Annotated in this window: 25 protein-coding genes and 1 tRNA gene; 16 read left to right on the forward strand and 10 right to left on the reverse strand. The window is 73.4% G+C overall.

Going from position 1 to position 22,937, the window contains the following annotated elements; all coding sequences use genetic code 11:
- Positions 1–38: 38 nt before the first annotated feature.
- On the forward strand, positions 39–716 hold the full coding sequence (locus H2038_RS03375) for a GNAT family N-acetyltransferase (protein ID WP_292109180.1): 678 nt from the start codon (positions 39–41) through the stop codon (positions 714–716).
- Here H2038_RS03375 and H2038_RS03380 read toward each other — a convergent pair.
- Together H2038_RS03380 and H2038_RS03385 are read right to left on the reverse strand one after the other, a co-directional pair.
- Positions 713–2,116: an RsmB/NOP family class I SAM-dependent RNA methyltransferase gene (locus tag H2038_RS03380; protein WP_292109181.1), complete on the reverse strand. Its 1,404-nt coding sequence runs from the start codon at positions 2,114–2,116 to the stop codon at positions 713–715. The two genes, H2038_RS03375 and H2038_RS03380, sit on opposite strands and share 4 nt — an antisense overlap.
- The gene (locus tag H2038_RS03385) at positions 2,116–4,092 is read right to left on the reverse strand and encodes a potassium transporter Kup (RefSeq protein ID WP_292109183.1); all 1,977 of its coding nucleotides are present in this window, start codon (positions 4,090–4,092) and stop codon (positions 2,116–2,118) included. The genes H2038_RS03380 and H2038_RS03385 overlap by 1 nt, the downstream gene beginning before the upstream one ends.
- A 156-nt stretch (positions 4,093–4,248) precedes the next feature.
- Here H2038_RS03385 and H2038_RS03390 point away from each other — a divergent pair, with 156 nt between their 5' ends.
- Together H2038_RS03390 and H2038_RS03395 are read left to right on the forward strand one after the other, a co-directional pair.
- Positions 4,249–4,719 (forward strand): Rrf2 family transcriptional regulator, encoded by a 471-nt coding sequence (locus H2038_RS03390; RefSeq protein ID WP_292109184.1) that lies wholly within the window; start codon positions 4,249–4,251, stop codon positions 4,717–4,719.
- 10 nt (positions 4,720–4,729) lie between these two features.
- The gene (locus H2038_RS03395; protein WP_292109186.1) at positions 4,730–5,536 is read left to right on the forward strand and encodes an SDR family NAD(P)-dependent oxidoreductase; all 807 of its coding nucleotides are present in this window, start codon (positions 4,730–4,732) and stop codon (positions 5,534–5,536) included.
- A gap of 47 nt (positions 5,537–5,583) precedes the next feature.
- Here the strand turns inward: H2038_RS03395 and H2038_RS03400 are convergent.
- Positions 5,584–5,658, reverse strand: a tRNA-Gly gene (locus H2038_RS03400).
- Between the two features lie 64 nt (positions 5,659–5,722).
- The gene (locus H2038_RS03405) at positions 5,723–6,505 is read right to left on the reverse strand and encodes an SDR family oxidoreductase (protein WP_292109188.1); all 783 of its coding nucleotides are present in this window, start codon (positions 6,503–6,505) and stop codon (positions 5,723–5,725) included.
- A gap of 54 nt (positions 6,506–6,559) precedes the next feature.
- On the opposite strand from H2038_RS03405, the gene H2038_RS03410 reads away from it, so the two are divergent.
- Positions 6,560–6,982, forward strand: coding sequence for a YkvA family protein (locus H2038_RS03410; protein ID WP_292109189.1), 423 nt, complete (start codon positions 6,560–6,562; stop codon positions 6,980–6,982).
- Here H2038_RS03410 and H2038_RS03415 read toward each other — a convergent pair.
- Complete coding sequence (locus H2038_RS03415) at positions 6,969–7,967, reverse strand: NADPH:quinone oxidoreductase family protein (RefSeq protein ID WP_292109192.1); 999 nt, start codon at positions 7,965–7,967, stop codon at positions 6,969–6,971. The two genes, H2038_RS03410 and H2038_RS03415, sit on opposite strands and share 14 nt — an antisense overlap.
- 93 nt (positions 7,968–8,060) lie before the next feature.
- Between H2038_RS03415 and H2038_RS03420 the strand changes: the two genes are divergently transcribed.
- The 4 genes from H2038_RS03420 to H2038_RS03435 all read left to right on the forward strand — a co-directional run bounded on the left by H2038_RS03420 (position 8,061) and on the right by H2038_RS03435 (position 10,729).
- Positions 8,061–8,930 (forward strand): isoaspartyl peptidase/L-asparaginase family protein, encoded by an 870-nt coding sequence (locus H2038_RS03420; RefSeq protein WP_292109193.1) that lies wholly within the window; start codon positions 8,061–8,063, stop codon positions 8,928–8,930.
- A 242-nt stretch (positions 8,931–9,172) separates the two neighbouring features.
- Positions 9,173–9,694, forward strand: coding sequence for a hypothetical protein (locus tag H2038_RS03425; protein ID WP_292109194.1), 522 nt, complete (start codon positions 9,173–9,175; stop codon positions 9,692–9,694).
- A gap of 2 nt (positions 9,695–9,696) precedes the next feature.
- Positions 9,697–10,179 carry a hypothetical protein gene (locus H2038_RS03430; protein WP_292109196.1) on the forward strand — a complete coding sequence of 161 codons (483 nt, stop codon included), beginning with the start codon at positions 9,697–9,699 and terminating at the stop codon, positions 10,177–10,179.
- 103 nt (positions 10,180–10,282) lie between these two features.
- Positions 10,283–10,729, forward strand: a complete 447-nt coding sequence (locus H2038_RS03435) for a DUF4431 domain-containing protein (protein WP_292109197.1) — start codon at positions 10,283–10,285, stop codon at positions 10,727–10,729.
- Between the two features lie 106 nt (positions 10,730–10,835).
- Here H2038_RS03435 and acnA read toward each other — a convergent pair whose 3' ends face one another.
- A complete protein-coding gene (gene acnA / locus H2038_RS03440) occupies positions 10,836–13,574 on the reverse strand; it encodes an aconitate hydratase AcnA (RefSeq protein WP_292109198.1) in 2,739 nt (912 codons plus the stop codon).
- Between the two features lie 162 nt (positions 13,575–13,736).
- Between acnA and ccmA the strand changes: the two genes are divergently transcribed.
- A complete protein-coding gene (gene ccmA / locus H2038_RS03445; RefSeq protein ID WP_292109200.1) occupies positions 13,737–14,366 on the forward strand; it encodes a heme ABC exporter ATP-binding protein CcmA in 630 nt (209 codons plus the stop codon).
- Complete coding sequence (ccmB, locus tag H2038_RS03450; RefSeq protein WP_292109201.1) at positions 14,363–15,028, forward strand: heme exporter protein CcmB; 666 nt, start codon at positions 14,363–14,365, stop codon at positions 15,026–15,028. Before ccmA ends, ccmB begins: the two co-directional genes overlap by 4 nt.
- Before the next feature lie 31 nt (positions 15,029–15,059).
- Here ccmB and H2038_RS03455 read toward each other — a convergent pair whose 3' ends face one another.
- Entirely contained in the window at positions 15,060–15,284 is a 225-nt protein-coding gene (locus tag H2038_RS03455; RefSeq protein ID WP_292109203.1) for an alkylphosphonate utilization protein, read from the reverse strand.
- Positions 15,285–15,293: 9 nt separating this feature from the next.
- Positions 15,294–16,790 (reverse strand): S41 family peptidase, encoded by a 1,497-nt coding sequence (locus tag H2038_RS03460; protein ID WP_292109204.1) that lies wholly within the window; start codon positions 16,788–16,790, stop codon positions 15,294–15,296.
- A gap of 126 nt (positions 16,791–16,916) precedes the next feature.
- On the opposite strand from H2038_RS03460, the gene ccmC reads away from it, so the two are divergent.
- The 6 genes from ccmC (at position 16,917) to H2038_RS03490 (ending at position 20,309) form a co-directional block, all read left to right on the forward strand.
- The gene (ccmC, locus tag H2038_RS03465; protein ID WP_292109206.1) at positions 16,917–17,639 is read left to right on the forward strand and encodes a heme ABC transporter permease CcmC; all 723 of its coding nucleotides are present in this window, start codon (positions 16,917–16,919) and stop codon (positions 17,637–17,639) included.
- Between the two features lie 4 nt (positions 17,640–17,643).
- The gene (ccmD, locus tag H2038_RS03470; RefSeq protein ID WP_292109208.1) at positions 17,644–17,805 is read left to right on the forward strand and encodes a heme exporter protein CcmD; all 162 of its coding nucleotides are present in this window, start codon (positions 17,644–17,646) and stop codon (positions 17,803–17,805) included.
- Positions 17,802–18,368 (forward strand): DsbE family thiol:disulfide interchange protein, encoded by a 567-nt coding sequence (locus H2038_RS03475; RefSeq protein ID WP_292109210.1) that lies wholly within the window; start codon positions 17,802–17,804, stop codon positions 18,366–18,368. The genes ccmD and H2038_RS03475 overlap by 4 nt, the downstream gene beginning before the upstream one ends.
- A gap of 34 nt (positions 18,369–18,402) precedes the next feature.
- Positions 18,403–18,642 carry a hypothetical protein gene (locus H2038_RS03480; protein WP_292109212.1) on the forward strand — a complete coding sequence of 80 codons (240 nt, stop codon included), beginning with the start codon at positions 18,403–18,405 and terminating at the stop codon, positions 18,640–18,642.
- Between the two features lie 57 nt (positions 18,643–18,699).
- Entirely contained in the window at positions 18,700–19,452 is a 753-nt protein-coding gene (locus tag H2038_RS03485) for a thioredoxin family protein (RefSeq protein WP_292109214.1), read from the forward strand.
- 86 nt (positions 19,453–19,538) lie between these two features.
- Positions 19,539–20,309: a hypothetical protein gene (locus H2038_RS03490; RefSeq protein ID WP_292109216.1), complete on the forward strand. Its 771-nt coding sequence runs from the start codon at positions 19,539–19,541 to the stop codon at positions 20,307–20,309.
- A 4-nt stretch (positions 20,310–20,313) separates the two neighbouring features.
- Here the strand turns inward: H2038_RS03490 and H2038_RS03495 are convergent, their stop codons facing one another.
- Both H2038_RS03495 and glpK read right to left on the reverse strand, forming a co-directional pair.
- Positions 20,314–21,393 carry a phosphotransferase family protein gene (locus H2038_RS03495; protein WP_292109217.1) on the reverse strand — a complete coding sequence of 360 codons (1,080 nt, stop codon included), beginning with the start codon at positions 21,391–21,393 and terminating at the stop codon, positions 20,314–20,316.
- On the reverse strand, positions 21,390–22,883 hold the full coding sequence (glpK, locus tag H2038_RS03500; protein ID WP_292109219.1) for a glycerol kinase GlpK: 1,494 nt from the start codon (positions 22,881–22,883) through the stop codon (positions 21,390–21,392). The genes H2038_RS03495 and glpK overlap by 4 nt, the downstream gene beginning before the upstream one ends.
- Positions 22,884–22,937 lie beyond the last annotated feature (54 nt).

Below are 22,937 nucleotides of genomic sequence, written 5' to 3' on the forward strand. Positions count from 1 at the left end.
GGGGTGGCGTCGCCGGCGCCAGGCGCTAGAGCGAAGCCATGCACGCGACCCACCCCCTCGACCGTCCGGCCCTCAGCGCCCTGACGACGCGGCAGGCCCGTCTCGCCCTCGCGGACGGCCCGGCCGTCCGTTTCGACCCGGCGTATGCCCTGTTCGCAGCCGTGCAGGGCGAGACCCCCGACTGGGGCGCGCTCCGGCGGCTGGCGCGGGCCACCGGGCCGGTCGCCCTGTTCGAGGCGGCCGCGCCGGAGCCGCCCGGACTGGCGCCGGTCGACCACATCCCCTGCCTGCAGATGGTCTGCGATGGCCTCGCCGCGGGCGGATGCGAGGTCGCGTTCGAGGACCTGACCGACGCCGACGGGGCCGAGATGCTGGCGCTGGCCACCCTGACCCGCCCCGGCCCCTTCCTGGAGAAGACGCATCGGCTCGGCGCCTTCGTGGGCGTGCGGCGCGAGGGCCGGCTGGTGGCCATGGCGGGGGAGCGGCTCAGCCTTCCCGGCCACACCGAGGTCAGCGGCGTCTGCACCCACCCGGACTTCCGCGGCCAGGGCCTGGCCGGGGCGCTGATGCGGATCGTGACGGCCCGGATCCTCGGGCGCGGCGACATCGCCTTCCTCCACGCCCGCGCCGCCCACGCCGAAACCATCGCCTTCTACGAAACCCTGGGCTTCCGGCCGCGGGCGCGGATCGACTACCGCGTGCTGGCCGCCGCCTAGGCGATCCGGTCGAGGCGGGCGACGAAGAAGCCGTCCAGCCCGCCCTTCTCCGCCCACATCGAGGGCAGGATGCGCAGCCAGCCCTCGGGCGTGCGCGATTCCGCCGGGGCGCCGAGCGCGGCCGGATCGGCCGGGGCGGTGCGGAAGGCGGGATTGCGGCGCAGGAAGGCGATGATCTGGGTCTCGCCCTCCTCGCGCTCCAGCGAACAGACGCAGTAGACCAGCCGGCCGCCCGGCTTCACCCGTTCAGCCGCGGCGTCGAGCAGCCGGTGCTGCACGTCGGCCAGCTTGGCCACGTCGGCGGGGCGGGTGGCGCGCAGCACCTCGGGGTTGCGCCGGAAGGTGCCGGTGGCGGTGCACGGCGCGTCGAGCAGGACGGCGTCGAAGACGCGCGGGTCGTCCCATTCTTCGGCCGGGGAAACCACGATCTCCGCCGCCAGACCGGTGCGTTCGAGGTTCTGGCGCAGGCGGTTGAGGCGCTTGTCGGAACGGTCCAGGGCGACGACCGACGCGCCGGCGGCGGCCAGCTGCAGGGTCTTGCCGCCGGGGGCGGCGCACAGGTCGGCCACGGTCTCGCCCGGCTGCGGGTCCAGCAGGCGCACCGGAACCGCCGCGGCGGCGTCCTGGACCCACCAGCCGCCCTCCGCGAAGCCCGGCCAGCCGGCGATGTCGCCGCGCCGGCCGGTGCGCACCGTCCCTCCGGGCAGCACCTCGCCGTCGACGGCGTCCGCCACGGCCGCCGGGTCGACCCCCGGCTTGAGGCTCAGGTCGGTCGGCGGCTCCTCGCGGGCGGCCAGCGCGAGGCCGGCCAGCGCCGCCTCGCCCCAGGTCGCGCGCCAACGGGCGGCGATCCAGTCGGGCAGGTTCGATTCCGCCGTGGTCAGCCCCGGCCCGTCGCGGCCGACGCCACGCAGCACGGCGTTGACGAGGTTCTTGTAGGGCCGGGTCTTCGGGTCCCGTTCGGCCAGTTTGACCGCGGTCGACACGGCGGCGAAGGCCGGAGTCTCCAGCACCAGGGTCTGGGCCAGGGCCACGCGCAGGATGGTGCGCACGGCGGCGGGCGGCGCCTTCTGCAGGCGGCGGTCGAGGATCTGGTCGATCTCGCCGAGCCGCCGCAGCGCGGCCATGGCCACCGCCCGGGCGAAGGCGCGGTCGGGCGCTGGCAGGCCGGCCACCTCGCGGAAGGACAGGGCGGCGTCGAGCCCGCCGCGGCCGTCCAGCGCCGCCTCGAGCAGCACGCCGGCGGCGAGCCGTGCCTCGACGCCGATGTCGGCCGCCTCGTCGCGCGGCGCGTCCGGGGCGGACGGGCGGGGGCCGCGCGCCTGCTCGGCGACGCGGCGGCCGCGGGCGGCGGAATTGCGTCCCTCGGTCGCCGGCCCTCGACCCCTGTTCCCGGCCATCAGACCGAGACCTGCGTGCCGAGCTCGACCACGCGTCCGGGCGGGATGCGGAAGAAGTCCGTCGGATTGGCGGCGTTGCGCATCAGGAAGATGAAGATGCGGTCCTGCCACAGGGGCATGCCCGCCGCCGCCGAGGCCACCACCGACCGCCGCCCGAGGAAGAAGCTGGTCGACATGATGTCGAACTTCAGCCCCTGCTTGCGGCACAGGCCCAGGGCCTTCGGCACGTTCGGCTGCTCCATGAAGCCGTAGGACAGGGTCAGCTTCTTGAAGTCCTCGGAGATCGGCTCGATGGCGATGCGTTCGCTCTCGGGCACCCGCGGCCGGTCCGTCGTGCGCACCGTCAGGATTACGTTCTTCTCGTGCAGCACCTTGTTGTGCTTGAGATTGTGCATCAGGGCGACCGGCGCGACGTCGGGGTCCGAGGTCAGGAAGATGGCCGTGCCGGGGGCCCGGTGCGGCGGCCGCGCCCGCAGCATCTCGATCAGGTCGGTCAGCGGCAGGCTGTCCTTGCGGGTCTTGTCGGTCAGGATCTGGGTGCCGCGCACCCAGGTCCACATCAGCAGCAGCAGGGACACGCCCAGCACCAGCGGGAACCACGCCCCCTGCGGGATCTTGAGCAGGTTCGAGGTCAGGAACACCAGGTCCAGCGCCACCAGCGGCGCGATGACCGCCAGCGACAGCGCCGCCGACCACTTCCACAGCTTCCGCACCACGAACCAGGCCAGCAGGCTGTCGACGAACATCGAGCCGGTCACCGCGATGCCGTAGGCCGCGGCGAGGTTGGAGGAGGTCTGGAACAGCACCAGCACGAAGATCACCCCGACCATCAGCATCATGTTGACCGCGGGCACGAAGATCTGCCCGGCCACGGTCTCGGAGGTGTTGAGGATGCTGATCCGCGGCAGCAGCCCCAGCTGCACCGCCTGCTGCGTCACCGAGAAGGCGCCGGTGATCACCGCCTGGCTGGCGATGATGGCGGCGATGGTGGCGATGATGAACACCGGCCAGTAGGCCATCTCCGGCACCATCATCCAGAACGGGTTCTCGGCCGCGGTTCGGTCGGACAGCACCAGGGCCCCCTGGCCGAGGTAGTTCAGCGTCAGGCACGGCAGGACGAAGTACAGCCAGCCCTGCCGGATCGGCGCCTTTCCGAAGTGCCCCATGTCCGCATACAGGGCCTCGGCCCCGGTGACGGCGAGGAAGACGCTGCCGAGAATGATGAAGCCGAGGAAGCCGTTGTCGACCAGGAACAGCACCCCGTAGTGCGGCGACAGGGCGCGCAGGATCGACACGTCGTCGAAGATGTGGATCAGGCCCAGCGCCCCCAGCACCAGGAACCAGATGGTGGTCAGGGGTCCGAACCACTTGGCGACGCTGGCCGTGCCGCGCGACTGGATCATGAACAGGAAGACGAGGATGCCGACCGCGAGCGGCAGGACGAAGCCGTCGACCCGCCCGGCCATGCCCGGCGCGTCCTTCAGCCCCTCGACGGCCCCCAGCACCGACACCGCCGGGGTGATGATGCCGTCGCCGTAGAACAGGGCCGCGCCGCAGACGCCGAGCAGGAAGATCAGCCCGCTGCGCCGGCCGACCGCGTGCTGCGCCAGGGCCATCAGCGACAGGGTGCCGCCCTCGCCCTTGTTGTCCGCCCGCATCAGGAAGACGACGTACTTGAGGGTGACCACGAGGATCAGCGCCCAGAACATCAGCGAGACGACGCCGAGCACCGCCAGCTCCGCCTGGCCGCCCGAGCGGCTGTGCGCCAGCGCTTCGCGCATGGCGTAGAACGGGCTGGTGCCGATGTCGCCGAACACGACGCCGATGGCGCCGACGATCAGACCGACCTTGCCCGCGCCCGGACCGTGGCCGCCGCCGTGCGACGCGCCGGAAGCGGCCTTCGGGTCGGAGGTTGCGGTGCTGCTGCCGGCGAGGGCGGACGTGGCGTCCGCGTCCTGGGGAGAAACCCCGGCCATGAACTTCCTCCGGGGCGTCCGCACCCGCGGTCCCCACCAAACGAGCGGCGAGCCTTTAGGCCCTTTCATCGGCCGGTTCAATCGCGCTGCACCTGCGAAGGCCGCCGTGGTTTGAGAAACCCGCGGCGCGTGCTTATCTTGGATCTGGAACCCGCCATGTCAGACAGCCAGAGATTTCCCGTCGCCGCCCACGCCCTGGCCTATCTGGCCCACAAGGGCGCCTATTCGCCGGCCGAGGCCGCGGCGAGCGCGGTGCTGGCCGCCTCGGTGCCGACGAACCCCGTGGTCGTGCGCCGGGTCACCGCCATGCTGGCCCGCGCGGGCCTGATCGCCACCCGCCCCGGCGCCGCCGGCGGCGCCTGGCTGCTGCGGCGGCCCGAGGAGATCGGGCTGGACGAGGTGCTCAAGGCCGTCAACGGCTGCGCCCACCTCGGCTCCCCCCCGGCGGGGGCCAAGGGCTGTCCGGTCAGCGAGCACATTCCGCGCCAGGTGGCCAAGGCCCTCACCGCCGCCGACCAGGCCGCCTCGGCCGCCCTCGCGAAGATCACCATCGCCGACCTGCTGGCCGAGAACCCGCCGTCGCTGGCCGCCTTCGCGCCGCACGCCGCCTGTCCGGTCGCGGCCTGAGGGCGGAGGCTTGAGGGCCGGCGCCCGCCCTGTCGCCCTCGTCACCGGCGCCTCCGCCGGCATCGGCGCGGCCCTGGCGCGGGTCTACGCCGCCCACGGCTGGGACCTGATCCTGACCGCGCGTCGCGCGCCGCCCCTGCGCGCCCTGGCGGCGGAGCTGGCCGGCCTCGGCGCGACCGCCAGCGTTCTGCCGGAGGACCTCGCCGGGCCGGACGCGCCGCTGCGGCTGGCGGCGCGGATCGAGGCCCTCGGCCTGGGCGTCGACGGCTTGGTCAACAACGCCGGCTTCAGCCGCACCGCCGGCTTCCTGCGCACCGATCCGGCCGAACACGCCGCCATGATCCGGGTCATGCTGTCCGCCCCGGTCGAGCTGTCGCGCCGGTTCGCGCCCGGGATGGCGGAGCGGGGCTTCGGCCGCATCCTCAACGTCGCCTCGCTCGCCGGCCAGATGCCGGCCACCGGCGGGGACACCCTGTACGGGCCGATCAAGAGCTTCCTGATCAAGGCCTCCCAGGGACTGCACCTCGAGCTGGCCGGGACCGGCGTGCACGTCACCGCCCTCTGCCCCGGCTACACCCTGACCGAGTTCCACGACGTCAACGGCACGCGGGAGGAGGTCTCGTCGGCCTATCCGCGCTGGATGTGGCAGACCGCGGCGCATGTGGCGGAGGTCGGCTACCGCGCCTGCGAGGCGAACCGGCCGAAGGTCACGCCCGGGCTGATGAACAATGTGCTGGCCGGCCTTGGCAAGCACCTGCCCGACGCGCTGGCCCTGCGCATGGTCGGCGGCCACGCGCGACGGCTGAAGCGGATCTGAAAACAAGAAAGGCCCGGCGCGAACCGGGCCTTCTTCGTGTTTCCGACTGGAGCGGGCGAGGCGATTCGAACGCCCGACCCTCACCTTGGCAAGGTGATGCTCTACCCCTGAGCTACGCCCGCGCTTCAGTCGAGGGCGGGCGTATAGCGGACCCGCCAAGGCCCCCGCAAGCCCCCTTCGGAGAATTTAGCGCGGCGCGAGGCGGATGGCCCCGTCGAGCCGGATGCATTCGCCGTTGATGTAGACGTTGCGGGCCAGCTCCAGCACCAGCGAGGCGTAGTCGGCGGGCGTGCCCAGCCGGCTGGGGAAGGGGATCATCGCCGCCAGGGCGTCCTGGATCTTCTGGTCCATGCCGGCCATCATCGGCGTCCACATGATGCCCGGCAGGATGGTGTTGCAGCGCACCCCCTCCTGGGCGAGGTCGCGGGCGACGGGCAGGGTCATGGCGTAGACGCCGCCCTTGGAGGCCGAATAGGCGGCCTGGCCGATCTGGCCGTCCTGGGCCGCCACCGAGGCGGTGTTGACGATCAGGCCGCGCTCGCCGTCCTCCATCCGGTCCAGCGTCACCATGCCGGCGGCGGACTGCGACAGCACGCGGAAGGTGCCGAACAGGTTGACCCGCACCGTGCGCTCGAACTGGGCCATGTCGTGGGCCTTGATCTCGCCGGTGTCCTTCTTCCGCGAGACGGTCTTCATGCCGGTGGCGATGCCGGCGCAGTTGACGGTCAGCCGCTCCTGGCCGTGGGCGGCGCGGGCCTTTTCGAAGCCGGCGGCGACCGAGGCGTCGTCGGTGACGTCGACCTTGCAGAACACCCCGCCGATCTCGGCGGCGATGCGCTCGCCGGCCTCCTCGTTGAGGTCGAACAGGGCGACCTTCACCCCCTGCGCCGCCAGCGCCCGGGCCGTGCCCTCGCCGAGGCCCGAGGCCCCGCCCGTCACCACCGCCGCGATCGACCCGTCGAGTTTCATGGCCTCAGCCCCTATGTTGTCAGAACCTTGAGAGTGCCGCGGGGTTTAGCCGCCATGACCGCCAAATCCAAACCCGCCTCGCCGCAGGACGCGCTGGACCCGTCGCGCGCCCTCGTGCCGTCGGTGCAGAAGGTCAACGAGATGCGGGTCAACCGCGGCTTCTGGCCCAAGGTGCGGCGCACCGCCGCACGCCTCCCCTTCGCCGACCAGCTGCTGTCGGTGTGGTTCGCCGCCCGTGATCCGCAGACGCCGACGACGGCCAAGGGGATCATGCTCGGGGCCCTGGCCTATTTCGTCCTGCCCACCGACGCCATTCCGGACGTCTTCGCCGGCATCGGCTTCACCGACGACGCGGCGGTGATCGCCGCCCTGCTGGCGACCCTCGGCGCCCATGTGAAGCGCCGCCATCGCGACCAGGCCGAGGCGGCGCTGGAGCGGCTGAAGGGCGACGGCGACGGGCCCGTCAGTCAACGGTGACCACGACCTTGCCGAGGGCGTTGCGCTCGCCCAGCGCCCGGATCGCCTCCCCCGCCTGCGCCAGCGGCCAGGTCGCGCTGATGCGCGGCCGGATCCGGCCCTCGCCCCACAGGCGGAACAGGTCGGCCATGTTGGCGGCGTGGCCGGCGGGGTCGCGCATCACCGCCGCGCCCCAGAAGACGCCGACGATCGACGTCGACTTCAGCAGGGTCAGGTTCAGCGGCGGCGCCGGAATGCCGGCCGGGAAGCCGACCACCAGGTAGCGCCCGTCCCAGTTCATGGCCCGCAGCGCCGGCTCGCAGTAGTCGCCGCCGACGGCGTCGTAGACCACGTCCGCGCCCTCGCCGCCCAGCACCCGCTTCAGGTCGGCCGACAGCGCCTTCTGCTGGTCCCGGTCCAGCGGCCCGCGCGGATAGATCACGCAGTCGTCGGCCCCGGCCTCGCGGGCGAAGGCGGCCTTCGTCTCGCTCGACACCCCGGCCACGACCCGGGCGCCCATGGCCTTGCCCAGCTCCACGGCGGCGATGCCGACGCCGCCGGCGGCGCCCAGCACCAGCAGGGTCTCGCCGGCCTTGAGCCGCGCCCGGTCCTTCAGGGCGTAGTAGCTGGTGCCGTAGGTCATGGTCAGGGCCGCGGCGGTCGGGAAGTCCATCCCGTCCGGAATTTTCATCAGCCGGCCGGCGTCGATCGCCAGCTTCTCGACCATGCCGCCCCAGCCGGGGACGGCGATGACCCGGTCGCCGACGGCGACGCCCCGGGCGTCCTCGCCCAGCGCCTCGACCACGCCCGCCAGCTCGCCGCCCGGCGAGAAGGGCCGCGGCGGCCGGAACTGGTAGCGGTCCTCGATGATCAGGGTGTCGGGGAAGTTCACCCCCACCGCCTTCACCGCCACCAGCGCCTCGCCGCGGCCGGGCGCCGGATCGGCGACCGTCTCCAGCGTCAGGGTCTCGGGACCGCCGGGGGCGGTGGACAGGATGGCGCGCATGAAAAAATCTCCGGCGACGCCCCGTGGCGCCCTTCGCGCCGGAACGCTAAGCAGCGCCCCGGCCTTTGCAAGGGCTTGAGGAGATCCCGCCGCATGACCGCTCTCATCCTCCACGGCGGCGCCGGCGCCCGGCGCGGCGTCAACTACGACCGCGAGGTCGTGCACATGCGCGAGGTGGTGGAGGCGATGAAGGCGCGGCTGGACGCCGGCGCCCCGGCCCTCGACGTGGCGGTCGAGGCGGTGGTCCGGCTCGAGGACTCCGGCCTGTATGTCGCCGGGCGCGGCGCCTCGCCGAACCTGGCCGGCGCCTACGAGCTGGACGCCAGCCTGATGGACGGCCCGACCCGGCGGGCCGGCGCGGTGGCGGCGCTGCAGGGCTTCCGCAACCCGATCCGGGCGGCGCGGGCGGTGATGGACCGCACCCCGCACGTGCTGCTGGCCGGCGAGGGCGCGGCCCTGTTCGCGGCCGAGCAGGGGCTGGAGCCGATCGGCGACGAGCCGGCCTGGTTCACCCACGCCGGCCAGGGCGACGACAACCATCCGCCGAAGGGCCTCAGCCACGGGACCGTCGGCTGCTGCGTGCTGGACCGCGACGGCCGGCTGGCGGCGGCGACCTCCACCGCCGGGGTGTTCGGCAAGGCGCCCGGGCGGGTCGGCGACACGCCGATCCCCGGGGCCGGCTCCTGGGCCGACGCGCGCGTCGCCGTCTCGGCCACCGGCGTCGGCGAGTACTTCATCCGCGCCGCCGCCTGCGTGCAGACGGCCTGGCGCGTCGCCGCCGGGCAGTCGCTGGCCGAGGCCGCCCGGGCGACCATCGACGACGTCGGCTCGCTGGGCGGCGACGGGGGCCTGATCGCCCTCGACCGCGACGGCAATCTCGCCCAGCCCTACAACAGCGAGGGCATGAAGCGGGCCTGGCTGACCCCCGCCGGCGAGATCGGCGTGGAGGTGTTCGGCCGCTGAGGCGGGCCCGGTTCGGGACTCTGCGAGGGGTGTCCCGAGTCCCGGGAGTCCCGAATGGCCATGCCTTCCTCTCCCCCGGGGCGGCCGGCCCTGTCCCGGGCCGATCGCACAGTGACGGAGCCGCGCGCCGGATTCGGTCGTCCGACCCGGCGCATTGCGGAGATTTAATCTGCAGGCGAACGGCGTTCATTCGCGGTTCACCGCGCCGGGCGCCTAAGCGTCGCAGGAACCGGAGGGCCTCCATGAAATCGTCTGCCGTCGCCGTCGCCGCCCTGCTCGCCACGGCCGCCTGTGCTCCCGTCGTCCAGGGCGGGCCGCCCATGGATCTGCCGCCGGGGCTGCAGGAGACGGCGCAGGTCGGGACGATCTTCGTCTCCACCGGCTGGCTGAACGCCGGGGAGGACTTCAGCGACACCTTCTCGGAGGAGGTGCACGAGGAGCTGTCGCGCTGCATGTGGGGCACGGCCCCGATCGACGTGCGCATCCACGTCGACCGGCTGGAGCGCGCCGGCCGTCTCGAGACGCTGGCCACCGGGCGCGGCATGCATGTGCTGGAAGGCACGGCCGAGTTCGTCGACCCGCGGCGCGGCGTGGTGGTCGGCCGCTTCCCTATCTCGGTCGCGACCACCGCCGGCGGCCGCCTCGCCGGCCTCGTCGGCGACCGCCAGATGATGGCCTCGGAGGAGTTCGGCCGCTCCCTGTGCGAGCAGGCCTTCGGCCGCAACCCCCGCGACCGCGGCCCGCACAACGCCACCCGCGGGTGACGATGACCGCGCGCCTGTTCGCCCTCGCAGCCGTCCTCTCCGGGAGCGGGCTGACCGCCTGCGCCGCCGACTTCTGGGACATGGACCCGCCGACGGAGATCGCCCTCGACCGGGCCCTGGCCGGGGACCTGTTCATCGAGGCGGTGGAGGTGCGCAGCGCCTTCTACAACCCGCCGGACGCCTTCTCCGCCGCCTTCATCCCCGCCTTCCGCAGGGGCGCGGCGGCCTGCTTCCACGGCCGGCGTCCGGTGAAGGCGATCGTCTTCATCCACGAGCTCGACCGGCAGGGGAGTCTGCTCGCCGACGACGGCCGCGTGCGCCTGCCCGGCTCCGTCGACCTGCACGACGCCCGCGGCCGGGTCATCGCCCGCTACCCGGTCCGCGCCGACCTGCCCGCGACCGGGAACGACCTGACCAGCCGCCGCACGGCGGCGGCGCAGGCGTTCGGGGAAGGGCTGTGCGAGCGAATCGAGGCGGAGCCGTAAGCGCGCGCGTCGCGAGCCGGCCTGCCCGGGAGCGAGGCCGGCGGCGGGCAGGCGCCGCTTCCGACCCGTTGCAGACGGTCGACGCCGCTGCCAAGCTTGTTGGATGCAGCTCACGGTTCTTCTCGTTTCCATGGCCCTGCTTGCCACCCAGCCGCCTGCGGCGTCCGCGGCTGAAGCAGAGCCGAAGACATGCCTCGACCTCAGGAAGGCGGGCGGCCAGGCGACGCTGTCGGGCGTCCTCACCGTTCAGCTGTTCGCCGGTCCACCGAACTACGAGAGCATCGCGGGAGGCGATGCCGAGGAGCGGGCGTTCATTCTTGAACTCCCGAGGCGGCTGTGCGCGACCGATGGCGAGTTCATCTCTCCGACGACGTCCTTTGACCGGGTCCAGGTCAGCGCGTCCGACGAAGCGGTCCTCGGCGTTCTGAGAGCCGCCGTGGGAAGCACCGTCACCGTCCGGGGCGAAGCCTTCGGAGCTCACACCGGTCACCATCACGCGCCGCTTGTGCTGATGGCCACTCAAGCGACTGCTGCGAGCGAAGTCCGCTAGTCGCCCACTGCGGCCTCCCGAACCGTCCGTCGTCGCAACGGGCGTCCCCGACGAAAAGGGCCGGCGGATCGCTCCGCCGGCCCTTCGCATCGTTGCGCCGCCGCCGTCAGCCGGCGACGCCGCCGGTGACCGGCTCCGCCGGCGCGCCGTCGCCGCGCGCCAGATTGCGCAGCACATAGGGCATGACGCCGCCGGCCTTGAAGTAGTCCAGCTCGGTCTGGTTATCGATGCGGCAGCGGACCGGGAAGCGGGCCATCTTGCCGTCCGACGGGCGGAACAGCTCGACCCACAGGTCCTGCCGCGGGCGCAGCTTGCCGATGTTGACGTCGGACAGGCCGCGGATGGTGACGATCTCCTCGCCGGTCAGGTTCAGCTTCTGCCAGCCCTCCTGCTTGAACTGCAGCGGGACCACGCCCATGCCGACCAGGTTCGAGCGGTGGATGCGCTCGTAGCTCTCGGCGATGACGGCGCGGACGCCCAGCAGGCGGGTGCCCTTGGCCGCCCAGTCGCGCGACGAGCCGGTGCCGTATTCCTTGCCGGCGAAGACGACCAGCGGCCGGCCTTCCGACTGGTAGCGCATGGCCGCGTCGTAGATCGGCATCACCTCGCCCGACGGGAAGTGCTTCGTCACCCCGCCCTCGATCTCCGGGGTGATCCGGTTGCGGATGCGGATGTTGGCGAAGGTGCCGCGCATCATGACTTCATGGTTGCCGCGGCGCGCGCCGTAGCTGTTGAAGTCCAGGGCGTCGACGCCGTGCTCCGTCAGATAGGCGCCGGCCGGCGAGGTCTTCTTGATCGAACCGGCCGGGGAGATGTGGTCGGTGGTGATCGAGTCGCCGAAGATGGCCAGCACGCGGGCCTCGACGATGTCCTTCACCGGCGCCGGCTCCATGGTCAGGCCGTCGAAGTAGGGCGGGTTCTGGACGTAGGTGGAGCTGTCGTCCCAGGCGTAGGTCTGGCCGCCGGTCACCTGGATGGCCTGCCAGTGGCGGTCGCCCTTGAACACGTCGGCGTAGCGCCGGGCGAACATCTTCGAGGTCACCGACTTCTTCTGGATGGCCGCGATCTCGGCCGCGGTCGGCCAGATGTCCTTCAGGAAGACGTCCTTGCCCTTCTTGTCCTGGCCGAGGGGCTGGGTGGTGATGTCGATGCGCATCGAGCCGGCGAGGGCGTAGGCGACGACCAGCGGCGGCGAGGCCAGGTAGTTGGCCTGCACGTCGGGGTTCACCCGGCCCTCGAAGTTGCGGTTGCCCGACAGCACGCTGGTGGCGACCAGGCCGTTGTCGTTGATGGTCTTCGAGATGCCGGCGTCCAGCGGGCCCGAGTTGCCGATGCAGGTGGTGCAGCCGTAGCCGACGAGGTTGAAGCCGAGGGCGTCGAGATCCTTCTGCAGGCCGGCGTCGGTCAGATAGTCGGTCACCACCTGGGAGCCCGGCGCCAGCGAGGTCTTGACCCAGGGCTTGGGCTTCAGGCCCAGGGCGTTGGCCTTGCGCGCCACCAGGCCGGCGGCGATCAGCACCGACGGGTTGGAGGTGTTGGTGCAGGAGGTGATGGCGGCGATGACCACGTCGCCGTCGCCGAGGTCGAACGACTCGTTCTCCACGGCGGCGCGCGGCGCGTCCAGCGGGCGGTTGAAGGTCTCGGCCAGGGCGGTCTCGAACGAGGCCGCGGCGGCGGTCAGCTCGACCCGGTCCTGCGGCCGCTTCGGTCCGGCCAGCGACGGCACCACGGTGGAGAGGTCCAGCTCGAGGGTGTCGGTGAACACCGGGTCTTCCGAGGTCTCGTCGACCCACAGGCCCTGGGCCTTGGCGTAGGCCTCGACCAGGGCCACGCGCGACTTGTCGCGGCCGGTGGCGGTCAGATAGTCGATGGTGGCGCGGCTGACCGGGAAGAAGCCGCAGGTGGCGCCGTACTCGGGGGCCATGTTGGCGATGGTCGCCTGGTCCTCGATGGTCATGGTCGTCAGGGCGTCGCCGAAGAATTCGACGAACTTGCCGACCACGCCCTTCTTGCGCAGCATCTGGGTGACGGTCAGCACCAGGTCGGTGGCGGTGGCGCCCTCCGGCAGGCGGCCGGTCAGGCGGAAGCCGATGACCTCGGGGATCAGCATCGGGATCGGCTGGCCCAGCATGGCCGCCTCGGCCTCGATGCCGCCCACGCCCCAGCCCAGCACCGACAGGCCGTTGACCATGGTGGTGTGCGAATCGGTTCCGACCACGGTGTCCGGATAGGCGACGGTCTTCTTGCCTTCCTCCAGCGTCCAGACGGTCTGGGCGAGGTGCTCGAGGTTGACCTGGTGGCAGATGCCGGTGCCCGGGGGCACGACGCGGAAGTTGTTGAAGGCCGACGAGCCCCAGCGCAGGAAGTTGTAGCGCTCGATGTTGCGCTCGTACTCGCGCTCGACGTTGCGCTCGAAGGCCGAGGGGTCGCCGAAGTGGTCGACCATGACCGAGTGGTCGATGACCAGGTCCACCGGGTTCAGCGGGTTGATCTTGGTCGGATCGGCGCCGAGGGCGCTCATGGCGTCGCGCATGGCGGCCAGGTCGACCACCGCCGGCACGCCGGTGAAGTCCTGCATCAGCACGCGGGCGGGACGGAAGGCGATCTCGTGCTCGACCGAGCCCTTGTTCTCGACCCAGGCGGCGACGGCGCGCAGGTCGGCCTCGGTGACCGAGACCCCGTCCTCGTGGCGCAGCAGGTTCTCCAGCAGCACCTTCATCGACCGCGGCAGGCGCGAAATCCCGGCCAGACCGGCTTCCTCGGCGGCGGGAAGGCTGTAATAGGCGTATTTCTTGCGCCCGACGGAAAGGTCCTGGCGGGTCTTGAAGCTGTCGTTGGACGGCATGGAGAGGGTCCCTCTGGTCAAAGCCGCCCGACAATCCGGTTGCACGTTCGCGCGATCGTCGACGGGGCGCACAGGTCCCCGACGCGCGCGGCGAACGCCTGCTGCGGCGAGCCGGGATATAGCGACGGCGTCGGGCCCCGTCCATGTATCCACGACGGCGTCATGGGTATTGCGACCGGCTCTCAACTGGCGGCGGCGATGATCAACGTCCGCGGCCTCAGCCTGTCCCGCGGTGAGCGGGTCCTGTTCACCGGCCTCGACCTGGCGCTCGCCGCCGGCGAGGCCGTGGCCCTGACCGGCGCCAACGGGGCCGGCAAGACCAGCCTGCTGCGCGCCATCGCCGGCTTCCTGCGCCCCGATGCGGGCGAGATCGCCTTCGCCGAGGCCGATCCGGCCGAGGCGCGGGCGCGGGCGCTGCACTGGCTGGGCCACCTCGACGGGCTGAAGGGGGCGCGCCGGGCGCGCGAGGAGCTGGCCTTCCAGGCGGGCTGGCTGGGGGCCGACCCGGCGGGCGTCGCGGCCGCGGTCGACGTGCTGGCGCTGCAGCCGCTGCTCGATCTGGAGGTGCGCAAGCTGTCGGCGGGCCAGCGCCGGCGGCTCGCCTTCGCCCGCCTGGTCGCCGCGCCCCGCCCGGTCTGGCTGCTCGACGAGCCGTTCGCGCCGCTGGACGCCCGCTGGCGCGGCGCCTTGGGGGTGATCATGCAGGCCCACCTCGACAAGGGCGGCGCGATCCTCGCGGCGGTGCACGATCCGCTGCCGGTGCCCGCGCGGACGGTGGAGATCGGCCGGTGAGGGCGCTGCTGATCCTGTGGCGGCGCGAGCTGGCGCTGGCCTGGGGCGGCGGCGGCGGGCCGCTGCTGGCCTGCGGCTTCTTCCTCTGCCTGACGGCGCTGGTGCCGCTGGCGGCGGGCGGCGACCCGGCCGGGCTGCGGCCGGTGGCCGGCGGAATCGCCTGGCTGGCGCTGGCCCTGTCGTCGATCCTGTCGCTGGAGCGCCTGTTCGAGCGCGACTTCGAGGACGGGGCGCTGGACCTGCTGGCCCTCGGCCCGGTCCCGCTGGAACTGGCGGTGGTCGCCAAGGCCAAGGCCCAGTGGCTGGCGGTCGGGGGGCCGCTGGCGGTGACCGCGCCGCTGGCCGCGATCACCCTCGGCCTGCCGCCGGCGCAGGCGCCGCTGGTCGCCCTGTCGGCCCTGATCGGGGGGCTCGGCTTCGCCTTCACCGGGGCGCTGGGCGCGGCGCTGGCGCTCGGATCGAAGCGCGGCGGCCTGCTGATCGCGGTCGTGGTCCTGCCGCTGTTCATCCCGCCGGTGGTGTTCGGCGCCGGGGCCCTCGAGCGCGCCGTCAACGGCCTGTCGCCGACGCCGGCGCTGGCCCTGCTCGCCGCCTATGTGCTGTTCGCCGCCGCCGTCACCCCCTTCGCCGCGGCCGCCGCCATCCGCAACGCCCAGGGCTGAGGGTCGCGCTCAGGCAGCGCGCCAGCACGACTCAGGCCTTGCGGACGAACTCGGTCCTCAGCACGAGACCCCGGACCTTCTCGACATTGGCCTCGATCTCGTCGGGGTCGTCGGTCAGGCGGATGTTCTTCACCAGCGTGCCGCGCTTCAGGGTCACCCCGCCCGAGCCCTTGACCTTGAGGTCCTTGACCAGGGTCACGCTGTCGCCGTCCGACAGACGGTTGCCGTTGGCGTCCTTGACGATGTCTTCGCTCATGAAACGCCCCTAGCCTGCCGCCGCGGCGGCGTCGAGCTCCGCGATCCAGGCCTCGATCCCGGCGGTGTCGGACAGGGCGCCCGGCCAGACGTGCCCGGGAACCCAGGTCTCGTTGTTGCCGCGGGCCCGGCCGCGGTAGACCTTCATGGGCACGCGGGCGGTGACCCGGCCGCCCGGCAGGACCTCCTCGCGGACCTCCATGTAGACCGTGTCGCCGGAGGTCTCGAGACCGAGGTGGACGGCGCCGAGGGCCTTCAGCAGGTCGACGGCGTCGAGGCAGGCCGAGGCGCAGCCGGAATCGGTCAGGACCCAGGTCCGCGCCCGCATCGGCGACGGGTCGGCGGGCGGGACGGGCGCCGCCTCGTCCTCGTCGGCCTGCCGCCACAGCGGCTGACCGGCGGCGCGGGCCTCGGTCAGGCCGCTCGCGATCCGGTCGAGCCAGGCCTGCACCTCCGGATCGGGGCCGAGCAGGGTCTTGTAGCTCTCGATCGTCGCCAGGTTGGCGGCCGAGGCCCGCCAGTCCACGGCCGTCGACCGCGGCTGGCGATATTCGACGTGATCCTGCCCCCACAGGGTGCGGGCGAGGGCGTAGATCCAGGCCGACGAGCCGCCGTTGTTGCCGCGGAGGTCGAACACCACCGCCGGCGCGGTGCGGATCTCCCCCGCCCGGGCGGCGACAGCCTCCTGCAGGGCGGTGAGGCGCACGCCGTCCTCGCTTTCCGGGTCGCCGTTGAAGCCGCCGAGCCCGATCCACTGGCCGCCGGCCCAGGGGCGCAGCTCGATCGCGGTGGTGAAGCGGGGGCTGCGCGCGGCCGCGAAACCCTCGTCGCGCACCGGGTCGGGCAGGTCGCGCCACGTCAGCCGGTACGACCGGGGCTCGCCCTCCACCCGGAACTCGCACTGCTCCGGCCGGCGGACCCAGGGGTTGTGCTGGTCCACGAACAGCGTCCCGGCGAAGGCGGCGCGCCGCGAGGCCATGCTCCAGCGTCCGGCGCCCCGGCCGATCACCTCGGCCGCCAGCGCCCCGGCGTCGCGGCCGTCGCAGCCGATCAGCACCGCGCCGAGCGGCGGGGCCGCCTCGTCGCGGCGGAACACCACCTCGTGCCGCTCGCCCTCCGGGCGGGTGCGGATTCCGGTCAGGAAGCCCGGCCAGTCGGCGGTCCAGCGGTGGCCCATCCCGGCCCAGTCCGCGAGTCCCAGGTGGCCGTCGTCGAACGAGGCGGCGTATTCCTGCAGGGCGAAATACCAGTGTTCGTAACTGTCTGCGGTCCGGGCGCGCTCCAGCGCCAGGGCCAGGCCGGCCTCCAGATGGGCGGTGAAGCCGGGGTTCTCGACGTCCACCGGGCCGGGGTGGCTGTCGGCGATCGCGTCATGAAAGGCGCGCGCGTCCTCGGCCAGGGCGACGCCCCAGTCGGCGGGCGCGGCGGTCTCCGGCTCCCGGGCTGCGGCCGCCGGGGCGGCGAGGAGGAGGATGGCCGCGGAAACGGCGGGCGACAGGGTCTTCATTGCGGTACGGCCCAGGTTGGCGTCAGCCTCCTGTACGGAGCGGCGTTCCGCGACGCCACTTAAGCCTTGGTAATGCGACGCGCCGCACGCTTGCCCGCGCCCGCGCCGGCGCGTAATCGCAGGCCGATGTTCGGCCTCGCCAACCCCGACCGCTTCCTGCGCTTCACCCGCCCGCTCACCCCGGCGCTGTGGGCCCTTGCGGTCGTGCTGCTGGCGGCGGCGACCTGGCTCGCCTTCACCGCCCCCGAGGACTACCAGCAGGGCGACACGGTGCGGATCATGTTCGTGCACGTGCCGGCGGCCTCGCTGGGGCTGATGGCCTATGGCGCCCTGGGCGTCTCCAGCTTCTTCGCCCTGGTGTTCCGCCACGCCCTCGCCGACGCCGCCGCCCGCGCCGCGGCCCTGCCCGGCGCCGCCTTCACCTTCCTCGCCCTGGTCACCGGCAGCCTGTGGGGCAAGCCCATGTGGGGGGCCTGGTGGGCCTGGGGCGACGCCCGGCTGATGTCGGTGCTGATCCTGTTCCTGTTCTACCTCGGCTACATGGCCCTGCGCGCCTCGATCGACGACGAGCAGAAGGCGGCCCGCGCCGCCGCGGTGCTGGGCCTCGTCGGCCTGGTCAATCTGCCGATCGTCAAATTCTCGGTCGACTGGTGGAACACCCTGCACCAGCCGGCCTCCCTGCTGCGCGCCGGCGGCCCGTCCCTGACCGGCGAGTTCCTGACCCCCCTGCTGACCATGATGGCGGCCTGGGCGGCGCTGTTCCTGGCCCTGTGGCTGACCGCCATCCGCACCGAGATCGTGCGCCGCCGCGTGCTGGCCATTCGCGCGCGCCGGGCGCTGGAGGCCTGACCCGATGCCTGACCTCGACATGGGCAAGTACGCCGCCTTCGTCTGGCCCGCCTGGGGCATCGCCGCCCTGACGCTCGCGGCCCTCGCGGCGCGGGCCCTGCTGGCCGCCCGCAAGTGGTCGGCCGAGCTGAAGCGCCTCGAGGCCGCCGCGGAGGACCGCCCGTGAGCCGCTGGCTGGCCGTCGTCCCGCTCGTCGTCCTCGTCGCCCTCGCCGCCCTGTTCATCGGCTGGTCCCTGAAGCGCGATCCCTCGGTCAAGCCCGACGCCCTCGTCGGCCAGCCGGTCCCGGAGACGGTGCTGCCGATGCTGACCGGGTCGGAGGCGGGCCCCGGCCACGTCGACCTGAAGACCGCCGGGGTCGGCAAGCCGATGCTGATCAACGTCTTCGCCAGCTGGTGCGCCCCGTGCCGGGTCGAGCACCCGAAGCTGATGGCGCTGAAGGCGCAGGGCGTGGCCGTGGTCGGCGTCGCCTGGAAGGACGATCCCGCCGACACCCGCGCCTTCCTGGACGAGCTCGGCGATCCCTATTCGATGGTGCTGGTCGACCGCGACGGCCGGGCCGGGCTGGATCTGGGCATCACCGGCGCGCCCGAGACCTTCGCCGTCGACGCCATGGGCAATGTGGTGGCCAAATTCTCCGGACCGCTGGTCGAGGACGCCGAGGTGGAGCGGCTCGTCGCCGCCCTCCAGGCCCCGGCCCGGCCCCTGCCGACCGCGACGCGCCGTTAACCTTCTGTAGACCAGCTTCATTAACCCTGCGGCCATGAGCGCGATTCGGCCGCCCCTGACCTCGCCCCTGTTCCCGACGCAGCCGGCGCCGGCGCCCGCGCCCGCCCGCGCCGACCGCGCCTCCTTCTTCCAGGCGGCGCTGGAGCGCCTCGCGCCGGTCCCGGACGAGGCGGCGGCTCCGCCCGCGCCGACCGCCGTCTCCGCCCCGGCGGCCGCGGCCGCCGCCGCGGACCGGCCCGCCCGCCCGGGCAGCCTGCTCGACATCCGCGTCTGAGCCCCTCACGCGAATATGAGGGGCACGGGCGGGTCGCCCGTGATTAAGGTGCCGCCCATGCGCACCCGGGGCTGGATCATCCCTGCGGCGGCCGGCGCGGCCGCCCTCGTCGCGGCGGCCTCCTCGGCCCAGCCGGCCGGCGGCCGCGCCGTGCGCCACGCGGCGCCGGCGGAGCCGGTGGTGGTCGAGCTGTTCACCGCCCAGGGCTGCGCCGGCTGTCCCGAGGCCAACGCCCGTTTCGAGTCGGTGGCGGCGGAGCCGGGGGTCATCGCCCTCACCTACGCCGTCGACTACTGGGACTACCTCGGCTGGCCCGACACCTTCGCCCGGCCGGAGTTCTCGGAACGCCAGCGGGCCTACCGCCGGCCGCTGCGCCTGCGCGCGGTGTCCACGCCCCAGGTGGTGATCGACGGGCGGCGCACGGCTCCCGCCACCGCGGTCGAGGACCTGCAGGCGGTGGTCGCCGAGGAGGCGGCCCGCCGCGTCTTCCCGCCCGAGATCGAATTCCGCGAGACCGGCGACAGCGTCGGCGTCGGCTCCGGCCGGGTTCCCGCCGGCGGCGCCCAGGTGGTGGCGGTGATCTACCGGCCGGGTCCCCAGACCGTCGCCATCGGGGCCGGCGACAACCGCGGCCGCTCGGTGCGCCACGTCAACGTGGTGCGCGCGCTTAAGGTGCTCGGCGACTGGAGCGGCCGCCCCGCCCTCTACCCCCTGCCGGGCGACGTGGCCGAGGACGAGGCGGTGGCCGTGCTCGTCCAGGCCCGGGCCGACCGCCGCATCCTCAACGGCGCCGTCCGCCCCCGCGGCTGAGGCGCCGTCAGCTTCCGTCAGTGGCGGCTTGATGCCGGCCCGCGACAGTGCAAGCCTCGCCGTTTCCCGAACCAGCAGGTGACTGGATGCGCCCGGCCCGCCGTCTTCTTGTCGTTCTCGCCGCCGCCGTCGCCGCGGCCTGGGGCGGCGCGCCGGCGGCGGCGCGTCAGGACGTGCCGGTGGCCGACTGGACGCCGGAGGCGCGGGGCGTCGACCAGGTGCTGATGGCGGCGGAGCTCGCGGCCTGGGGGCGCGAGCGGGCCAGTCCGGAGGCGCTGCGGCTGGCGGCGACGATGCTGGACGAGGTGCCGTTGCGCGCCGGCCCCGCGGGCGACCCGGCGGCCGAGCCCGTCCTGTCCGCCGCCGGTCTGCGCCGCGAGGCGGCCGTGCTGCAGGCGGCCCGGGACGAGATCCAGGCCAGCGGCTCGCGCGTCCGGCCGCCGGCCGGCCAGGCCCCGACCGTCCCGCCGCCTCCGCCGCCGCCTCCGCCACCGCCTCCGCCTCCGCCGCCGCCTCCGCCGCCGCCGCCGGTCGCCGCGGCGCCGCCCTACGGCGTGCGCGCCTCACCGTTCGGCGCCGGCCCGGTGTCGACGGTCAAGCGGTTGGCCTCGCGCGAGAGCTGGAGCTTCGACGTCGACGCCCGGGGGGCCGAGATCCTGCGGGTGGCGGTGGTCGGCGACGGCGACGCCCCGGTCGACCTCGTGGTCCGCGACGCCGGCGGCAAGACCCTGTGCGCCCAGGGGCCGGGGGATCACTTCCCGGTCTGCACCCTGGCCCCCCATGCGCCGGCGCGGCTGCGCATCGGGGTGATCAACCGGGGCGGCCTGTGGACCCGGGTGCAGGTGATCACGAACTGAGGCCTCAGGCCCCCGCCCGGCGGGCGAACGACAGCGCCGCCTCCGCCAGCACCGGCGCCTGCGCCCCCATGGCCCGCGCCTGGGCCGAGGCGGCGGTGCCGTCGCGCACCCGCCCCGCGATGCCCTGGCAGATGGCCGCCAGCCGGAACAGGTTGTAGGCGAACAGCCAGTCCAGGTTCTCCGGCGCGGCGGTTCCGGTCTGCGCCGCATAGCGCGCCACCGTCTCCTCCACCGTGGGAATGCCGAGGGCGGCGATGTCCGCCCCGGCCAGGCCGTTGCGTTCCGTCGCCGGAATGACCCAGGCGATCAGCAGGTAGGAGAAGTCCGCCATCGGATCGCCGAGGGTCGACAGCTCCCAGTCCAGCACCGCCCGCACCTCCGGCGCCTCGGGGGCGAGGATCAGGTTGTCGAGCCGGAAGTCGCCGTGGACGATCCGCGTCGGCCCCTGCGCCGGCAGGGTGGCCGGCAGGAATTCGATCAGCCGGTCCATGGCCGGGATCGGCGTCGTCTCGGAGGCGCGGTATTGCTTGGTCCAGCGGCCCACCTGGCGCTCGAAATAGTTGCCCGGGCGGCCGTAGTCCGCGAGGCCGATCGCCTCCGGATCGAAGCGGTGCAGGGCCGCCAGGGCGTCCACCTGCGCCTCGTAGATGGCCCGCCGCTCCGCCGGCTCCATGCCCGGCAGCTTCAGGTCCCACAGGATGCGGCCGTCGACCTTGTCCATCACGTAGAACATCGAGCCGATGACGCTCTCGTCCTCGCACAGGGCCCAGGGCCGCGCCACCGGATAGCCCTGGGCGTGCAGGGCCGAGATGACGCGGAACTCCCGGTCCACCGCATGGGCCGAGGCCAGCAGCGTCCCCGGCGGCTTGCGGCGCAGCACATAGGTGCGGGCGGGCGTGGTCAGCTCATAGGTCGGGTTCGACTGGCCGCCCCGGAACTGGCGGATCGCCAGCGGGCCGGTGAAGCCCATGACGTGGGCGGACATCCATTCGGCCAGCCGGGCTTCGTTCAGGGCGTGGCGTGGATCGACCTCCCGGGTGCCGGAGAAGGTCGCTTGCGGATCGGCGAGGTCGGTCTGGCTCATCGTGCGGCGATGATGGCGGCCTTCACCGCGCGCCGCCAGCCCTGCAGCAGCGCTTCCCGCGCATCGGCGCCCATCCGCGGCTCCCAGCGGGCCGGGGCCTCGACCGGGCGGTCCTCCAGATCGTCGATCAGTCCCACGCCGAGCGCCGCCAGCCTAGCCGCGCCCAGCGCCGTCATCTCCTGGAAGGCCGGCCGCTCGACCGTCACCTCGCAGACGTCGGCCACGAACTGCATGGCGAAGGCGTTGGCCGTCACCCCGCCGTCGACCTTCAGCACCGACAGGGGCGGGGCGCCGTCCTTCGCCAGGGCGTCGAGCAGGTCGCGCGTCTGGTAGGCGAGGCTCTCCAGCGCCGCCCGCACCAGATGGGCCGGGCCGCTGTCCCGGGTCAGGCCGGTGATCGTCCCGCGCGCCTCCGGCTCCCACCACGGCGCCCCGAGGCCGGTGAAGCCGGGAACCAGGTAGACGCCGCCGTTGTCCTTCAGCCCCGCCGCCATGGCCTCCGACTGGCGGGACTCGCGCAGCGCGCCCAGGCCGTCGCGCAGCCACTGGATCGCCGACCCCGCCGAGAAGATCGAGCCCTCCAGCGCCCAGGCCGTGGCCCCGCCGGCGGCGTAGCCCAGGGTGCCCAGCAGCCGGCTGGTCGAGGCGACCGGGGCCGGGCCGACGTTGGCGACGAGGAAGGCGCCCGTGCCGTAGGTGATCTTGGCGTCGCCGGCCTTCAGGGCGCCGTGTCCCACCAGCGCGGCCTGCTGGTCGCCGGCGCAGCCGTGGATCGGCAGGGGCGCGCCGAAGAGGGCCGCGTCGCACGTGCCGAACCGGTCGGCGCAGTCCCGGATCTCCGGCAGTCCCTCGGGCGGGACATCGAACAGCCGGCACAGGTCGTCGCGCCAGCGGCGCGCGGCCAGGTCCATCAGCGAGGTGCGGCTGGCGTTGGTGGCGTCTGTCACATGGCTGCGACCGCCGGTCAGCTTCCAGATCAGCCAGCTGTCGACGGTGCCCAGCTTCACCTCGCCGCGCGCCGCCCGCGCCCGCGCCCCCGGAACCGCGTCCAGCAACCAGGCGAACTTCGAGGCGGAGAAGTAGGGGTCGAGGATCAGTCCCGTCGCCGCCTGCACCGTCGGCTCGTGGCCGGCGGCCGCCAGACGCGACGTCGCCTCCGCGGTGCGCCGGTCCTGCCAGACGATCGCCCGGTGCAGCGGCTCGCCGGTCGCGGCGTCCCACAGCACGGCCGTCTCCCGCTGGTTGGTGATGCCCACGGCGGCGAAGCGGCCGACGCCGCCGGCCTTGCGGACCACCTCCCGGCAGGTCTGCAGGGTCGCGTTCCAGATCTCGCCCGCGTCGTGCTCGACCTGGCCGGGCCGGGGAAAGTGCTGCGCCAGCTCGATCTGGCTGACGGCGACCGGCCGCAGCGCCCCTTCCGGCGTGCATTCGAAGGCGACCGCCCGCGTCGAGGTGGTGCCCTGGTCGATGGCGAGGATCAGCTGGCTCATGCGCCGACGCTAGACCATTACTCCCCGGCTGGGGAGGAATGAGCTATGCCTGCG

It is taken from the genome of Brevundimonas sp., from assembly GCF_013912005.1.
Classification (GTDB): Bacteria; Pseudomonadota; Alphaproteobacteria; order Caulobacterales; family Caulobacteraceae; genus Brevundimonas.

Bases quoted from the DNA above. Each gene is read 5' to 3' on its own strand.
- H2038_RS03455 (WP_292109203.1), bottom strand. From the start codon at position 15,284: ATGAGCGAAGACATCGTCAAGGACGCCAACGGCAACCGTCTGTCGGAC.
- acnA (WP_292109198.1), bottom strand. From the start codon at position 13,574: ATGCCGTCCAACGACAGCTTCAAGACCCGCCAGGACCTTTCCGTCGGG.
- H2038_RS03435 (WP_292109197.1), top strand. From the start codon at position 10,283: ATGCAGCTCACGGTTCTTCTCGTTTCCATGGCCCTGCTTGCCACCCAG.
- H2038_RS03380 (WP_292109181.1), bottom strand. From the start codon at position 2,116: ATGGCCGGGAACAGGGGTCGAGGGCCGGCGACCGAGGGACGCAATTCC.
- ccmC (WP_292109206.1), top strand. From the start codon at position 16,917: ATGTTCGGCCTCGCCAACCCCGACCGCTTCCTGCGCTTCACCCGCCCG.
- H2038_RS03430 (WP_292109196.1), top strand. From the start codon at position 9,697: ATGACCGCGCGCCTGTTCGCCCTCGCAGCCGTCCTCTCCGGGAGCGGG.
- H2038_RS03495 (WP_292109217.1), bottom strand. From the start codon at position 21,393: ATGAGCCAGACCGACCTCGCCGATCCGCAAGCGACCTTCTCCGGCACC.
- H2038_RS03375 (WP_292109180.1), top strand. From the start codon at position 39: ATGCACGCGACCCACCCCCTCGACCGTCCGGCCCTCAGCGCCCTGACG.
- H2038_RS03410 (WP_292109189.1), top strand. From the start codon at position 6,560: ATGACCGCCAAATCCAAACCCGCCTCGCCGCAGGACGCGCTGGACCCG.
- H2038_RS03480 (WP_292109212.1), top strand. From the start codon at position 18,403: ATGAGCGCGATTCGGCCGCCCCTGACCTCGCCCCTGTTCCCGACGCAG.
- ccmA (WP_292109200.1), top strand. From the start codon at position 13,737: ATGGGTATTGCGACCGGCTCTCAACTGGCGGCGGCGATGATCAACGTC.
- H2038_RS03390 (WP_292109184.1), top strand. From the start codon at position 4,249: ATGTCAGACAGCCAGAGATTTCCCGTCGCCGCCCACGCCCTGGCCTAT.
- H2038_RS03420 (WP_292109193.1), top strand. From the start codon at position 8,061: ATGACCGCTCTCATCCTCCACGGCGGCGCCGGCGCCCGGCGCGGCGTC.
- H2038_RS03405 (WP_292109188.1), bottom strand. From the start codon at position 6,505: ATGAAACTCGACGGGTCGATCGCGGCGGTGGTGACGGGCGGGGCCTCG.
- ccmD (WP_292109208.1), top strand. From the start codon at position 17,644: ATGCCTGACCTCGACATGGGCAAGTACGCCGCCTTCGTCTGGCCCGCC.
- H2038_RS03385 (WP_292109183.1), bottom strand. From the start codon at position 4,092: ATGGCCGGGGTTTCTCCCCAGGACGCGGACGCCACGTCCGCCCTCGCC.
- H2038_RS03485 (WP_292109214.1), top strand. From the start codon at position 18,700: ATGCGCACCCGGGGCTGGATCATCCCTGCGGCGGCCGGCGCGGCCGCC.
- H2038_RS03415 (WP_292109192.1), bottom strand. From the start codon at position 7,967: ATGCGCGCCATCCTGTCCACCGCCCCCGGCGGTCCCGAGACCCTGACG.
- glpK (WP_292109219.1), bottom strand. From the start codon at position 22,883: ATGAGCCAGCTGATCCTCGCCATCGACCAGGGCACCACCTCGACGCGG.
- H2038_RS03425 (WP_292109194.1), top strand. From the start codon at position 9,173: ATGAAATCGTCTGCCGTCGCCGTCGCCGCCCTGCTCGCCACGGCCGCC.
- H2038_RS03490 (WP_292109216.1), top strand. From the start codon at position 19,539: ATGCGCCCGGCCCGCCGTCTTCTTGTCGTTCTCGCCGCCGCCGTCGCC.
- H2038_RS03460 (WP_292109204.1), bottom strand. From the start codon at position 16,790: ATGAAGACCCTGTCGCCCGCCGTTTCCGCGGCCATCCTCCTCCTCGCC.